Consider the following 15,291-nt stretch of genomic DNA (forward strand, 5'->3'; position numbering starts at 1 on the left):
CACCTATCGCCCTTTAGTGAGCGAAGTGCAATCATTCAAAAAGCTTATCAGACGCTTCGGCGACGGATGACGAGATTGCGAATCTCCGTCATGTCCTCCATCGCGAACTTCACGCCCTCGCGGCCAAGCCCGGAATCTTTGACCCCGCCATATGGCATATTGTCGACGCGGTAGCTGGGCACATCGTTCACGACGACGCCGCCGACGTCGAGGTCGTCCCACGCATCGAGAATCTTGAAGATATCGCGGGTGAAGATGCCGGCCTGGAGGCCGAATTTGGAATCGTTGACGATCTTCAGCGCCTGGTGCCAGTCGCTGAAACGGATCAGGAAGGCGGCAGGGCCGAATGCTTCCTCGCGATTGATCTTGGTGTCGGGATCGACATCCTCGAGCAGGGTGGCTTCGAGCATCGCGCCATCGCGCTTGCCGCCGCAGAGCAGCTTTGCGCCTTTGCCGACGGCTTCCTGGATCCAGTTGTCGAGGCGCGCGGCCTCCTTCACATCGATCATCGGGCCGACGAAAGTCTTTTCGTCATGTGGGTTACCGGCGATCAGCGTCTTTGTCTTCGCGACCAGCTTGGCCTTGAACGCATCGTAGACCGCGTCATGGACCAGGATGCGCTGCACGCCGATGCACGACTGGCCCGACTGGTAGAAGGCTCCGAATACGGTGCGCGCGACCGCGTCATCGAGATCGGCGTCGGCGTCGATCACCACGGCGGCGTTGCCGCCCAGTTCGAGGACGACTTTCTTCTTGCCGGCGCGGGCCTTCAGGTCCCAGCCCACATCCGGCGAACCGGTGAAGGACAGCAGCTTGAGCCGGTCGTCGGTAGTGAACAGGTCGGCGCCGTCACGCGCGGCCGGCAGGATCGAGAAGGCGCCCTTGGGTAGGTTGGTCTCGGCGAGCACTTCACCCATGATGATTGCGCCCAGTGGGGTGCGGCTCGCCGGCTTCATGACGAAGGGGCAGCCGACCGCGATCGCCGGTGCGATCTTGTGCGCCGCCAGGTTGAGCGGGAAGTTGAATGGGGAGATGAACGAGCAGGGGCCGATCGGCACCCGCTTCCACATGCCCTGATAGCCCTTGGCGCGCGGCGAGATATCGAGCGGCTGAACCTCGCCGGTCATGCGCACCGATTCTTCGGCGGCGATGCGGAAGGTGTCGATCAGGCGGCCGACCTCGCCGCGCGAATCGTTGATCGGTTTGCCCGCCTCGATGCACAGCGCATAGGCCAGCTCGTCCTTGCGCTCCGTGAAACGGTCGACGCAGTGCTGCAGGACCGCCTGCCGCTCATAGCTCGCCATCTTGGCCATCGGTTCGGCGGCCTTGACCGCCCATTCGATGCCCTTGTCGATCGTCTTGGCATCGGCCAGCGCGACCAGCGTCGCGACCTCGCCGGTGAACTTGTCGGTCACCTTCAGGTCGGTGTTGGGCTGCTGCGCCTCATTGGCGAGATAGAGCGGGTAGGTTTCCTGGAGCTTCATCGCTTGCCGTCCATTTTATCGTCATCCCCGCCGCAGCGGCGAGCCAAAGTCTCGAAGGCGGAAATCATCGATTCCCGCCTCCGTGAGCGTGACGGGTGATCAGACCTTCTTGCTGAGGTCCTTGATGTCCTTGTTCAGGATCTGGTCGTTTTCCGAATAGTCGACCGGGCAGTCGATCAGGTGAACGCCGGGAGTGTCGAGGCAATGCTTGAGCAGCTTCGTCAGGTGATCCGCGCTCTCGACGCGGTGGCCGAAGGCGCCATAAGCTTCGGCATATTTGACGAAATCGGGGTTGCCATAGGTCAGGCCCCAATCCTTGAAGCCCATGTTCGCCTGCTTCCACCGGATCATGCCGTAGGAGTTGTCGTTGAGGATCAGCACGGTGATGTTGAGGCCGAGGCGAACCGCGGTCTCCATCTCCTGGCTGTTCATCATGAAGCCGCCGTCGCCGCAGATCGCCATGACCTTGCGGTCTGGATATACCATCGCCGAGGCCATCGCCGACGGCAGGCCCGCGCCCATCGTCGCCAGCGCGTTGTCGAGCAGCACGGTGTTCGCCTGGCGTGCATTGTAGTTGCGGGCGAACCAAATCTTATAGACGCCGTTGTCCAGGCAGATGATGCCGTCCGACGGCATCGCGCTGCGGATTTCCTTGACGAGATGCGGCGGGAAGATTGGGAAGCGGGTGTCACCGTCGAGCGATGCGGTGTGCTCGACTTCGGCCTTGCGGGCCTTGAACATGAAGTCGAAGTTCCACTTGCCCGAAGGAACGATGTCTTCCTTCATCTGCCAGATCGCATTGGCGATATCGCCGATGACCTCGACCTGCGGGAAGTAGACCGGATCGACCTCTGCGGTCTTGGTGCTGATGTGGATCACGGGGGTGCCGCCGGTCTTCATGAAGAAGGGCGGCTTTTCGATCACGTCATGGCCGATGTTGACGATGAGGTCGGCATGCTCGATCGAGCGATGGACGAAATCGCCGGCCGAGAGCGCCGCGCAGCCCAGGAACTTCGGATGGGTCTCGTCGACGACGCCCTTGCCCAGCTGGGTGGTGACGAACGGAATGCCGGTCTTCTCGACGAACTGGAGCAGCATCCGGCCAGTGAGCTTGCGGTTGCCGCCGGCGCCGATCACGAGGATCGGCGACTTGGCCTCCTCGATCATCTTGACCGCAGCGCGGACCGCCTTGGTGTCCGCCGTCGGACGGCGCGCCAGCGAGGGCTTCAGCGGCACCTCGTCAGTATGCTCGTCGGCGATATCCTCAGGGAATTCGATATGGGTCGCGCCCGGCTTTTCTTCCTCGGCGAGGCGATAGGCTTCGCGAACCTTGCTGGGGATATTGTCCGCCGAGGCGAGTTGGTGGGTGAACTTCGTGATCGGACGCATCATGTCGACGACGTCCAGAATCTGAAAGCGGCCCTGCTTCGACTTCTTGATCGGCTTCTGACCGGTCACCATCAGGATCGGCATGCCGCCGAGATAGGCGTAGGCCGCCGCGGTGACGAAATTGGTCGCGCCCGGCCCGAGCGTCGCCATGCAGACGCCCGTCTTGCCAGTGTGGCGGCCGTAGGTCGCGGCCATGAAGCCGGCGCCCTGTTCGTGGCGGGTGAGGATCAGCTTGATCGTCTTGGAGCGGGACAGGCTGTCCAGCATGTCGAGATTTTCTTCGCCGGGAACGCCGAAGATATATTCGCAGCCTTCTTCCTCCAGGCACTGGATGAAGAGATCGGATGCCTTAGTGCCCATGATATGCTCCCCCTGTCGCGGCGCGCCCCTGCTGCGCCCTCGCAAGATGCGGGATTGCTATGTCATTTCGGAAGCGGGGGACAGGATTTTTTACAATCTGTTGCGGATTGATTCCGCACTTTTGTTTCAAATATCAAGAATCCAGTCCCAGCGCATGTTGCCGGCCCCATCCATCACTGCGACGCCGCGTGCAGCAAGGGCGTCACGGATACGGTCGGATGCCGCAAAGTCCTTGGCGGCGCGGGCTTCCTGGCGCGCGGCGAGCTCCGCTTCGATCGCGTCCTCGGTGATCGTGGAGTCGGATGGACGGCGGCGCAGGTCGATGCGCCGGACGGTGAGAAGATCGAGACCCAGCGCCAGATCCATCGTCGCAAGCAGGCGCAGTTTCTCGTCGGCGGTGATCGCCTTGTCCGACAATGCCTGTTCCAGCAGCGGCAGCGCCTGCGGAACCATCAGATCGCCGGACAGAGCCTCGTCGAACTCGGCGAGCAGCGCCTGCGCCTTCGCGCCGAGCCCGGATTCGACAACCGCGCGCTGATAGGCAACCGATGCACCCTTACTGGCGTGGCTTTCGGAAAAGAGCCGCAGCCATTCGGGTGTACCGGCCTTGTCGCGCAGCTGTTCGGCGGCAAGGACAAGGCGGGTGAGCCGGGTGAGCGCTGCGGCCAGCGCCTCTGGTGAGAATTCGAGTTCGGAGCGGTAATGCGCCGACAGGCACAGCAGTCGATAGGCCAAGGGATGCACGCCCTTGGCGATCACCCCGGCGAGGGTCGCGAAGCCACCCTTTGATTTCGACATCTTGCCGCCGCGAGCGACCAGGAAATTGTTATGCATCCAGAAGTTCGCGCCCGATTGGCCGGTGCCGGTGAACGCCTGGTTCTGGGCGATCTCGTTACAGTGATGGATTTCGCGATGGTCGATGCCACCGGTGTGGATGTCGAACTGGCTCCCCAGATATTTCATGCTCATCACCGAGCATTCGAGATGCCAGCCGGGCGCGCCCGGCCCCCAGGGCGACAGCCATTCCATTTGCCGCTGCTCACCCGGAGCAGATCGTCGCCAAAGCGCGAAATCCGCCGGGTTGCGCTTGCCCTCCACCTCGGCAATGCGGCCCATGGCCTCATCGCCACGAGCGCCGGCGAGGCGGCCATAGTCGGGAACCTTCGACGTGTCGAAATAGAGGCCGTTGTCGAGCTCATAGCTCGCCCCGGCGGCTTCGATTTCCCGCGCGAAGGCGATCATGTCCTGGATATGATCGGTCGCGACGCTCCACAGCGTCGGCGACAGGATATTGAGCGCCGCCAGATCGCCTTTGAACGCATCGGTATAGAAGGCTGCGATCTCCCAGATCGTCTTGGCTGCCTTGACCGCGGCGGCCTCCATCTTGTCATCACCTTCATCGGCGTCGGAGGTCAGATGCCCGACGTCGGTGATATTGATGACATGATTGACCGGCCAGCCCTTCCAGTTGAGCGTCCGGCGCAACGTGTCGGTGAAGACATAGGCGCGCAGATTGCCGAGATGCGCGAAATTATAGACGGTCGGGCCGCAGCTGTAGAGCCGCACCATCGCGGGATCGATCGGTTCGAAGGCGCGCGCCGCCCGGGTCAGGCTGTCGAACAGCATCAACGGGGCGCCGGTGGGGGCTGCATCGGTCATGCGCGCTTCCATAGGGGATATCGCCGAAGGCTCCAGAGGGATTTTGTCGTACGGAGCGCAAAAGAAAAGAGCCGGCGAGATACCCGCCGGCCCCTTTTCATCTGCTGTGCCGCGATCAGCCCTTCGGATTGCCGTCGGGCAACGCCACCGTCTGGATCAGCAGATCGAGCTGCGCGGTGCAGCCAGCCTTGATCAACGACTGCGCCATGTCCTCGAGCCCGGCGGTGGTGGGCTTCACCACCACGAACTTGAGTGCGGTCGGGGCCTTGGCGCCGTCCCAGCTCAACTTATAGGCGCCGCCGTCGACCACTGGCAGGCTCGTCGGCCACAGCGCGGCTGACTGGCCGGCGGCAAGGTCGATCGTGCCAGTGGCGCCGTTCGGGCCGCTGACCGTAACGGTCGATGCCTTGTCGGCGGCCGGACGCCACACCGTCACCGTCGAGGCGTCGGCGATGCACATGTTCGAGCTACGTCCGATATCGACATACCAGACGTTGGGGTTCTTGCCGGCGTTCTTGTCGACGCCGCTGGCGCTGCGCACGGCTCCGATGCGGGCGCGGCGCTCACCGCCGCCCGAGACGAGCGCGTTGAGCGTAGAACCAGTCGAAGCAGCCGCGGTTGCCGTGGCGGTCGCGCTGAAGCTGCCGGGGCCGCTGAGCGTGCGGGTGCCCTTGCCGTCCAGCAGGACGATCGTGTCGCCGGCCTTCAGGACGATCTTCGTGTTGTCAGGAACCGCCTTGCCGGCGGGGTACAACTTCGCCGAAGGGCCCGCGGAACGGACGACCAGCGGTGCGGCCATGGCCGTACCGGCGAGCATCAGTCCTGCGAGTGCCGCAATTGTCGCCTGCGACGAGCGCTTATTTATCCAGAGCACTATAACCTCCCGGTCCAACCTCATGAAGGCGCTTTATCAGATTGGCGAGCGCCTTATCATCAGGATTATTAGCGGCCATTTGTTCGAACTCGGCCAAAGCAGTGGTGTCCCCATCGTCGAATCTACGCAGCGTGTCTGTGAACTGTTGCACAGCCGTTGCAGAAAAATCCGGGACGGGTTCGTAGATAATCATCGGTGTCGATCTGCCCGACACCGCGATGCGACCCATGGGCCGGAAATAGCCGAGAGTCGACTTCTCGACGACGGTGTCGCTGACCAGCGTCTTGGTCTTGAGATATTTGTTCGCGCCTTCGAGGCGCGCAGCGGTGTTCATCGAGTCGCCGAGCGCGGTGTACTGGATGCGTCCCTCGCCACCGAAATTGCCCACGATAGCCTCGCCGCGATGGACGCCGATCCGGGTCACGCCGATCGGCGGCACACCCTCGGGAGCCTCGCGGCGGAACTTCTCGCCGGCTTCATACATCGCGACGGCGCATTTGACAGCGCGGTCCGCGTCGTCGGGGCGGCTGATCGGCGCCCCCCAGAAGGCGACCACCGCATCGCCGACGAACTTGTCGATCGTGCCGCCATATTCGAGGACGGTTTCCGACAGCACGTCGAGATAATGGTTGAGCAGGAAGGCGACCATTTCCGGCTCGATCTGGTGACTGAGCTTGGTGAAACCCTCGAGATCGCTGAATAGCGCAAAAATCTCGCGCTTCTCGCCATGAAGCTGGAGCCGCTCGGGATTTTTCATGATGTCCGCAGCGATGTCGCGCGGCAGATATTTCCCCAACGCCGACGCTGCGAAGTTGCGCTGCTCGGAGCCGATGCCGCGCGCGGCGGTGCCCACCGCGGAATAGGCGAAGATCCAGCCGATCGCCCAACCGAATACCGGCAGTCCCTGCGTATCGACCCCGTTGAACTGCCAGATGAAGGGCACCGCGACGACTGCGCCGGCCTGAACGATCAGGATCAGGCTGAGCTTCCAGATCTTCATGTTGGACATCGCGGTGAGCGCGCCCAGCACGACGACGCCAATCGCGATCAGCCACAGGCCCCATCCCGGAATCTGCTTGAACATGAAATGGTCGAGCATCTGGGCCAGCATGGTGGCGTGGATTTCGAGGCCGATCGTGGTCTCTCCTACCAGGCCGGTGACGGGGTCCTTCATGCGCGAGGCGGGGGTCTGAAATTGATCGACGTCAGGGATATTGCCGCCGATCAGGACATAGCGATCTTCGATCTGCGGCTTCAGCGCCTCGACCAGATCGGGATTGGCGATGAGTTCGACCGGCAGCTTGTCAAAGACGGGCCGGTCGAAATTGACCGGAAGCCGGTAGCGGATCGATCCTTGATGGTCGCGATATTCGGGAAAGCCCTGGGTCAGGGAGTTGGCCATGAGCGGCGGGAGGACGCGCGGCTGGTCGGGCCAGCTGCGCATGACGTCGTCCTGATCGGCCTGTACCCGAATGCTCGTGAAACGGACGTTGCCCGGGGCGGTCTGCTTCTGGAAATCACGCAGGAAATTTTCCTGATCGAGCGTCATGAACGCCTTGTTCGTCGCGTTGGTCGCCAGCCCCAGATAGGTCGGGGTCCGCATCGTCCGGAAGGCATCGATCAGCTGCTGGTCCTCGGGCGTCGGCTGGTCGACCAGAATATCGATGCCGATCGCTTTGGGCTTCATCTTGTCGAGCTGGATAAGCGCGCTGGCGAGCATCGCGCGATCGAGCGGCGATCGCCGGCCGGTCAGCCGCAGCGTCTCCTCGTTGAACGTCACCATCACGATACGCTGGTCGGTTTCGGCAAGCGTTGCAGCCAGCAGCGCACGGACATCATAGAGTGCCCGCTCGGCATCGCGGGCGAGCATGATGTTCCAGCTATATTTGGCGAAGAGCAGGCCGAGGGCGAGGAAAACCGCCGTGACGACAAGCCGGGTCGGGCCGATCTGCTTGATTGTCTTGCGCACCGGAGGGCCGAGCCCCCGCAGGCGCGTCGCGATCGACGCACGCTCGACGCTGTCCGGCATCCCCTATTTCCCCCGTTCACGAACCCCGTGGCGATATTAGCCTTTACCGCTGCGATGGGAAGCGCGGAGTTGGGCTTGCAAACTTAACCCATGCCCGCCACAGTTCGCCTTCTGTTCCTAGGAAAGCCTGTTCGATGTCACCGCTCGTTGCGATTGCCCTGCCATTTTGCCTGTTGCTCGGGCTCATCCTGGGCTGGCTTGCCCGGGGCCGGATGCAGGCGGCTGGCGCTGGCGAGGTGGCCGATTTGCGCAAGGCGCTCGAGGCGACCCGCGACGCCCTGAACCGCGCCGAGATCGAGAAGTCCGGGCTGCTCGGCGAGCGGCAGGCCCGCAACGAGGCGTTCGAGGCGCAGCTGAAGCAATTGCAGGACGCCAAGGAACAGCTTTCCGCCCAATTCGCCGAGGTGGGCGGCAAGCTGCTTGATCAGGCGCAGCGCCAGTTCCTCGAACGCGCCGACCAGCGCTTCCACCAGGCGGGCGAGAAGAGCGAGGCGCAGTTGAAGGCGCTGCTCAACCCGGTCGAGTCTACGCTCAAGCGCTATGAGGAAGGCCTTCAGCGCGTCGAGAAGGAGCGTGTCGACAGCTATGCCGGCCTGCGCGAAGCCGTCGATCAGGTGCGGGTGGGGCAGGGGCAGGTCCGCGACGAGGCTGCCAAGCTCGTCAACGCCCTGCGCGCCAGCCCGAAGGCGCGGGGCCGCTGGGGCGAGCAATCCTTGCGCAATGTCCTCGAACTGGCGGGGCTCTCGCCCTATGCCGACTTCGCGACGGAAGTATCGGTGGATACCGAGGACGGCAGGCTCCGTCCCGACGTGATCGTGCGCCTGCCCGGTGGCCGCAAGCTGATCATCGACGCGAAATGCTCGTTCAACGCCTATATGGACGCGACCGAAGAGGTTGATGAAGCCGCGCGGCTCGGCTTCCTCAAGGCGCATGCGGCGGCGTTGCGCGTTCACGCCACCCAGCTTGGCCAGAAAAGCTATTGGGACCGCTTCGGCGAGGCCGCCGATTATGTCGTGATGTATATTCCCGGCGAACATTTCCTGTCGGCCGCGATGGAGCAGGACCCCGAGTTGTGGGACTGGGCGCATGAGCGCCGCGTGCTGATCGCGAGTCCGATCAACCTCGTTGCGCTCGCCCGCACCGTGGCGAGCGTCTGGCGGCAGGAGAAGATGGCGGAGGAGGCGCGCCAGATCGGCCAGCTTGGCAAGGAGATGTTCGAGCGTCTCTCGGTCGCGGCGACGCATCTCAAGCGCGTCGGCGGCGGGCTCAACAGCGCGGTCGAGAATTACAACAAATTCGTCGCGAGCTTCGAGGGGCGGGTGCTGGTCACAGGGCGGAAATTCCGCGACCTGAACATCGAAACCGGCGGCAAGGAGATCGAGGAAGCCGCCGCGATCGAGACGCGTGCCAGCGAGCCGGTGGTCGATCTGCTCGTAGCGCCCGAGGAGGGCAAGAGCCTGCCCAACTAATGGGCTGCTATTGCCGGAATGGATATCGATCCCCAATTCCATGCGACCGTAACGAGATGGAGCACAGCATGGCCGACCTGTCCGCATTCCCGATCACGAAGCGCTGGCCCGCCGCGCATCCCGACCGGATTCAGCTCTATTCGCTTAACACGCCGAATGGGGTGAAGGCCTCGATCATGCTGGAGGAGACCGGGCTGCCTTATGAAGCGCATCTGGTAGATATCACCGATAATCAAAGCCATACACCCGAGTTCCTCTCACTCAATCCGAATGGGAAGATACCTGCGATCATCGATCCCGACGGCCCCGGCGGCAAGCCAATCGCGCTGTCCGAATCGGGCGCAATCCTGATATATCTGTCGGACAAGACCGGGCAGTTCGTTCCCGCCGATCCCGCATCGCGCTATGAGGCGATCCAGTGGGTGTTCTTCCAGAATGCAGGGATCGGACCGATGTTCGGGCAGATCGGCTTCTTCAACAAGTTCGCCGGCAAGGCGATCGAAGATAAGCGCCCGCTCCAGCGCTATGTTGACGAATCGAAGCGGTTGCTCGGCGTGCTCGATCGCCGGCTCGAAGGCCGCGACTGGATCATGGGTGCGGACTACGGCATCGCCGATATCTCTACGCTGGGCTGGGTGCGCAACCTGATCACCTTCTACGAGGCACGTGAACTGGTCGATTTCGACTCGTTGAAGAATGTGCCGGCCTGGCTTGAGCGGGGGCTCGCGCGTCCGGCGGTTCAGCGCGGACTGCTGATACCCGCTCGCGGCTAGGGACGAGGCATCGTCTTTTCGAGAAATGTCCTGATCCGGTGGCGATAGGCCGGACTGTTCAGGCTGACCATTTCCGCATGATCGCCGACCGGCACGAGCCACAGGCTGTGCGGGCCCGCCGCTGCCGCTGCCAGGGCGCGGCTGTCCGCGGGCGTCGACGCTGAATCCTGTAAGCCGCCTATCACGAGCACCGGGCCGGGATAACGCCCGAGCGCCTCGCGCGGCGAGAATCGGGAAGGCCACAAGCCGTAACGCAGCGGAAGCTGTAGGCTGAGCAAGGGTTCGAGAAGATAAGCGGGCGCGGCTGACAGGCGTTGGGCGATGCGGTTGCGGACCGCTTGTCTGATGTCGGGATAGACAGCCTGGAGGATCATGGCGTCGGCGGGCAAGGGGCCGGCATCGCCGATCAGGCTGGCCGCGCCGCCCAGCGAGATGCCGATCACCGCGACCGGCGCGCCGTGCTGATGCCGTTTAAGCCAGTCGAAAGCCGCCCGCGCATCGAGCGCTTCACGAACGCCAAACGTGCGGTTCGCCTGATCCGATTCCCCATGTCCGCGAAAATCGATGGCGAGTGTCGCATAGCCGAGCCGGGACAGCCAGGCCGCGGTGTCGGCGGTCGATGCGCGCGAGCCATGCGCGGGATGGAGCAGCAGAATGGCCGGCGCGCGATCGTGCAGGCCGGGGCGAAAGCTGGCGGCGATGGCAAGGCCGTCCGCCGTCCGCAGCCTCAGATCGCGGGCGGGGTATTTGGCAGGCGCAACCGCGCTATGCTGGCCCGTCATCCAGAGCGACCCGACATGCCAGCTGGCCATCAGCCCCAGCGCCGCCGCCACCGTCGCGACGATGATGAGCGGCCGCGATATCATCCGCGCTATTTCTTCGGGGGCACCGGCCCGTAGTCGACCGGATCATTCGCCGCGACCGCCAGCATCGCGGTCCAGGCGGCGACATTCTGGCGCAACTGGACGGGATCGATCTTGTCGAGCGTGTCGTCGGAGGTGTGGTGCAAATCGAAATAGCGCGTGCCGTCCTGACTCAGTTCGAGCACCGGCATGCCGAGCTTCGCGATCTCGGAAATATCCGAGCCGCTCGCGTCCCCATTCTTGCCGCCCTGAACGACGCCGAGCGGGGCCAGCGCGGTACCGATGGCCTTCATCCGGGGCAGGGCAGACTCGGCGACCGAAGTTTCGAAGCGCCATATCCGGTCGGCGCCAAAATCCGATTCGGCGAGGAAATGATGCTTTTCGCCGCCGTGCTTCAGCGCATAATCCTTGCCGCCGAGCAGGCCGATCTCCTCCGCGCCGAACCACACGACCCGGATAGTGCGCAAGGGCTGACCCGCATCCATGATCCGCTTGGCGGCGGCAGCGGTCACGGCGACGCCGGCGGCATCGTCGATCGCCCCGGTGCCTAGGTCCCAGCTGTCGAGATGTCCGCTGACCAGGACGATCCCCGCCGCCGGATCACGCCCTGGCACCTCCGCGATGACATTGCCCGATGGACGCGTGCCGGCCGTCTTCGCCGTGACCTTGAGGGCGATCGTGACGGGCTGACCACGCTTGAGGACGCGTTCGAGCTGATCGGCGTCGGGATTTGACAGCGCCAGCGCCGGGATCGGCCTCGCGCCATCGGTCCAGTTTTGTGATCCCGTGTGCGGCACCCGATGATTATCGGTGCCGATCGACCGGATCAGTATCGCCGCCGCGCCGAGCTTCGATGCGATGGAGGGGCCGGAGCGGCGGATCAGGCCGACCGGCCCATAATGCGATCCGTCCTGTGCAGCCGCCATGCGGTGGGTGACGAAGACGATCTTGCCCTTGATGCTGGCCGGGTCGACCGACTGGAGCGCCTCGATGCTGTCGAAACCGACTACCTGCGCCTTCAGCCCTTTGGGTGGTGTGGCACCGCTATTGCCAAGCGCGGCCAGCGTCAGCGGCTGAGGGAAGGGCGCTACGATCTCCGCCGCCGCCTCGCCACGTTCCCAATAGGGAACGTCGAAAGCATCGATGCGGACATTGGCGAAACCGAGCGCCTTGAGTTTCGCCACCGCCCAGTCACGGGCGCGCGCCTCGGCCTCCGATCCCGCGAAGCGGGGACCGATCTCGGTGGTCAGGCCTTCGGTGATCTCCCAGGCGAGGCTGTCGGTCAGCGCGGCGTCGCGCAATTTTGCGGCCTCCTGGGGCGCAATCTGAGCGGAAAGCGAGAAGGAAAGGGCAGCGGAGGCGACAAGCGCGAACTTTGAAAATTCCAACATGGGGTTGAAGCTATCCATTCGCTCGCCATTTGCCAATTGCCCGGCTGTCCGTTAGTGGCGGCGGCACATTTCCAGCCCCGATCCAGCCTCAAGAGGTCCACGCCCGATGGCCGTGCAATATAGTTTTGTGATGAAAGGTCTGACCAAGACCTTCCCCGGCGCCAACAAGCCGCTGTTCAACAATATCCACCTGCAGTTCCTGCCGGGGACCAAGATCGCGATCATCGGCGTCAACGGCGCCGGTAAGTCGACGCTGATGAAGGTCATGGCGGGCATGGACACCGAATATGTCGGTGAAGCCTGGGCCGCCGAGGGGCTGACCGTCGGTTATCTGGCGCAGGAGCCGCAGCTCGACCCGAACAAGACGGTCAAGGAAAACGTCATGGACGGCGTCCGCGATGTCGCCGACATGCTCGAGCGGTTCAATGCCATTTCGGCCGAGATGGGCGATCCCAAGGACGATACCGACTTCGACGCGCTCATGGAGGAAATGGGCGTTCTCCAGGAGAAGATCGACGCTGTCGATGGCTGGACGCTCGACAATCAGCTTGAAATAGCGATGGAGGCCTTGCGTTGCCCTGCCGGCGACCTGCCTGTCACCGACCTGTCGGGCGGTGAGCGCCGCCGCGTCGCTTTGTGCCGTCTGCTGCTCGAAAAGCCCGATATCCTGCTGCTCGATGAGCCGACCAACCATCTCGACGCCGAAAGCGTCGCATGGCTCGAACAGCATCTGATCGATTATGCCGGCAACGTCATCCTGGTCACCCACGATCGCTACTTCCTCGACAATGTCGTAGGTTGGGTGCTCGAACTCGATCGCGGCCGCGGTATCCCATATGAGGGCAATTATTCGTCCTGGCTCGATGCCAAGTCGAAGCGGATGGATCAGGAAGAGCGCGAGGACGCCGGTCGCCAGAAGGCGATCAAGGAAGAGCTGGAGTGGATCCGACAGAGCCCCAAGGCGCGCCAGACCAAATCGAAAGCGCGTATCCGTGCGTTCGACGAGCTGGTCGAAAAGCAGAACAACCGCGCGCCGGGCAAGGCCCAGATCGTCATCCAGACCCCCGAGCGGCTCGGCGGCAAGGTGATCCAGGCCGAAGGCCTGAGCAAATCCTATGGCGACAAGAAGCTGTTCGACGGTCTCGACTTCACGCTGCCGCCCGGCGGCATCGTCGGCGTGATCGGGCCGAACGGCGCGGGTAAGACCACGCTGTTCCGGCTGATTACCGGGCAGGAGACGCCCGATTCCGGATCAATCGATATCGGCCCGACCGTTAAGCTGGGCTTCGTCGACCAGAGCCGCGATGCGCTCGATGCCAAGAAGAATGTCTGGGAAGAAGTGTCCGAAGGCCATGACATCATGACCGTGGGCAAGTTCGAAATGTCGACACGCGCCTATGTCGGCGCGTTCAACTTCAAAGGCGCCGACCAGCAGAAGAAGGTCGGCCAGCTTTCGGGTGGTGAGCGCAACCGCGTCCACATGGCTAAGATGCTTCGCAAGGGCGGCAACGTCCTGCTGCTCGACGAACCGACCAACGATCTCGACGTCGAGACGCTACGCGCGCTGGAAGATGCGCTGGAGAATTTCGCAGGTTGCGCCGTGGTCATCAGCCACGATCGCTTCTTCCTCGATCGCCTCGCCACTCATATCCTGGCATTTGAGGGCGACGGCCATGTCGAATGGTTCGAGGGCAATTTCGAGAGCTATGAGGAAGACAAGCGCCGCCGCCTGGGCGATGCCGCCGGTCGGCCGGGTTCGAGCGCCTACAAGAAGCTGACACGATAAACTGATTTAATTCAACGCCATACTGGCGGATTCTGGTATCTCAGAGGAGGTTGGTGACCGCCTCATGAGATGCCAGCCCGCGCTGGCATACCATATGTAGGAGGGCCCACGAGCCCTCTTACATATATTTCATTGGGTCGGGCGCGGGCAGGTCGCAGGCGCTCTTGTAACCCTTCTTGCACATCGCGACCTGGGCTCGCCAGTCGCGCATCGCCAGGGCATAGGCCTGCTGCTGCCGGATGAAGGTGGCGTCGGTCGACAATACCTCGCGATGGTGATCGCGCAGTGCCTGCTCATAGGCAGCCTTGTCGGCGGCATATTGTTCCTGATTGATATCGTTCTGCGCCTGCGCGACCGCGTTGTTGGTCTGCGCTTGGGTGATGGCGCTGCCGACCTGATTGTTCAGCGACTGCGTCTGCGGCACTTCATGAGCATCGGCGGCCTGATGCGCAGCGTCGTTCTTGTCGGCGCTTTGCGCCGCCAGCGGGGCGACGGCGATCAGCGCGGTGATGGCGAGGATCGAACGGGCGAACATGATAAGCTCCTCTCAACTGGTTGGAGCCTTAACGATCATGCCGGGTGGAAGTTTCCGTCCCCTTCGTCGAGGATATGGAGCACGCCGTCCGCAACGCCGAAATAGGCGCCGTGAATGCGCAGTTTTCCGGCATTCTCGCGAATCGGAATGCACGGGAAGGTACGCAGGTTCGCGATCGATACCCTGACGGCTTCCAGTTCGAGGGCATGCACGGCTTCGGGGCCGGTCCCATGCGCGGCGACGACCCTTTCGCGGGCCTCGTCGAGCAGCGACATCCAGTCGGAAATGAAGCCGCCTTCGCCGGGGGCCTTGTTGTCGAACCGCTGGCTCAGCGCTGCCGCGCAACCACCGCAGCTTTGATGGCCAAGCACGACGATCTCGGGGATTTCGAGCTGGGTAACGGCGAACTCCAGTGCGGCAGACACGCCGTGATGGCCCGGGCTCGTCTCGAAGGGGGGCACCATATTGGCGACGTTGCGGACCATGAAGATCTCGCCGGGCGAGGTATCGAAGATGATCGTCGGATCGACCCGGCTGTCCGAGCACGCGATCACCATGAGCTTGGGATGCTGCGCCTCCGCCAATTCGCTCCAGCGCTGGCGCTGCTGTTGCCATCCAGTAGCTTTGAAGCGGCGATAACCTTCGACGAGGCCGGAAAAGTCGGTCATGGCGTGAGGCC

General features: G+C 63.2%; 12 protein-coding genes. 3 read left to right on the forward strand and 9 right to left on the reverse strand.

Features of this window, described 5'->3' with window-relative positions; all coding sequences use genetic code 11:
* Positions 1-47: 47 nt before the first annotated feature.
* From WP12_RS15620 to WP12_RS15640, 5 genes are all read right to left on the reverse strand, one after another.
* Positions 48-1,484: an aldehyde dehydrogenase family protein gene (locus WP12_RS15620; protein WP_046194611.1), complete on the reverse strand. Its 1,437-nt coding sequence runs from the start codon at positions 1,482-1,484 to the stop codon at positions 48-50.
* Between the two features lie 99 nt (positions 1,485-1,583).
* Positions 1,584-3,233 carry an acetolactate synthase large subunit gene (locus WP12_RS15625; protein WP_046194612.1) on the reverse strand — a complete coding sequence of 550 codons (1,650 nt, stop codon included), beginning with the start codon at positions 3,231-3,233 and terminating at the stop codon, positions 1,584-1,586.
* A gap of 126 nt (positions 3,234-3,359) precedes the next feature.
* On the reverse strand, positions 3,360-4,892 hold the full coding sequence (gene cysS, locus WP12_RS15630) for a cysteine--tRNA ligase (RefSeq protein ID WP_152664024.1): 1,533 nt from the start codon (positions 4,890-4,892) through the stop codon (positions 3,360-3,362).
* A gap of 115 nt (positions 4,893-5,007) precedes the next feature.
* The gene (locus tag WP12_RS15635; RefSeq protein ID WP_046194614.1) at positions 5,008-5,766 is read right to left on the reverse strand and encodes a hypothetical protein; all 759 of its coding nucleotides are present in this window, start codon (positions 5,764-5,766) and stop codon (positions 5,008-5,010) included.
* Positions 5,750-7,795: an adenylate/guanylate cyclase domain-containing protein gene (locus tag WP12_RS15640; RefSeq protein ID WP_046194615.1), complete on the reverse strand. Its 2,046-nt coding sequence runs from the start codon at positions 7,793-7,795 to the stop codon at positions 5,750-5,752. The genes WP12_RS15635 and WP12_RS15640 overlap by 17 nt, the downstream gene beginning before the upstream one ends.
* Before the next feature lie 134 nt (positions 7,796-7,929).
* Here WP12_RS15640 and WP12_RS15645 point away from each other — a divergent pair, with 134 nt between their 5' ends.
* The gene (locus tag WP12_RS15645) at positions 7,930-9,264 is read left to right on the forward strand and encodes a DNA recombination protein RmuC (RefSeq protein ID WP_046194616.1); all 1,335 of its coding nucleotides are present in this window, start codon (positions 7,930-7,932) and stop codon (positions 9,262-9,264) included.
* A 68-nt stretch (positions 9,265-9,332) separates the two neighbouring features.
* Positions 9,333-10,037: a glutathione S-transferase N-terminal domain-containing protein gene (locus tag WP12_RS15650; protein WP_046194641.1), complete on the forward strand. Its 705-nt coding sequence runs from the start codon at positions 9,333-9,335 to the stop codon at positions 10,035-10,037.
* On the opposite strand, the gene WP12_RS15655 is transcribed toward WP12_RS15650, so the two are convergent.
* Positions 10,034-10,903: an alpha/beta hydrolase gene (locus WP12_RS15655; protein WP_084691188.1), complete on the reverse strand. Its 870-nt coding sequence runs from the start codon at positions 10,901-10,903 to the stop codon at positions 10,034-10,036. The two genes, WP12_RS15650 and WP12_RS15655, sit on opposite strands and share 4 nt — an antisense overlap.
* Before the next feature lie 5 nt (positions 10,904-10,908).
* Complete coding sequence (locus WP12_RS15660) at positions 10,909-12,291, reverse strand: M20/M25/M40 family metallo-hydrolase (RefSeq protein ID WP_152664025.1); 1,383 nt, start codon at positions 12,289-12,291, stop codon at positions 10,909-10,911.
* Between the two features lie 106 nt (positions 12,292-12,397).
* Here WP12_RS15660 and ettA point away from each other — a divergent pair, with 106 nt between their 5' ends.
* Positions 12,398-14,077 carry an energy-dependent translational throttle protein EttA gene (gene ettA / locus WP12_RS15665; protein ID WP_046194618.1) on the forward strand — a complete coding sequence of 560 codons (1,680 nt, stop codon included), beginning with the start codon at positions 12,398-12,400 and terminating at the stop codon, positions 14,075-14,077.
* 118 nt (positions 14,078-14,195) lie between these two features.
* Here ettA and WP12_RS15670 read toward each other — a convergent pair whose 3' ends face one another.
* Entirely contained in the window at positions 14,196-14,612 is a 417-nt protein-coding gene (locus tag WP12_RS15670) for a hypothetical protein (protein ID WP_046194619.1), read from the reverse strand.
* Positions 14,613-14,647: 35 nt separating this feature from the next.
* Positions 14,648-15,280 (reverse strand): carbonic anhydrase, encoded by a 633-nt coding sequence (locus WP12_RS15675; protein ID WP_046194620.1) that lies wholly within the window; start codon positions 15,278-15,280, stop codon positions 14,648-14,650.
* Positions 15,281-15,291 lie beyond the last annotated feature (11 nt).

The sequence above is a fragment of the Sphingomonas sp. SRS2 genome, assembly GCF_000971055.1.
Classification (GTDB): Bacteria; Pseudomonadota; Alphaproteobacteria; order Sphingomonadales; family Sphingomonadaceae; genus Rhizorhabdus.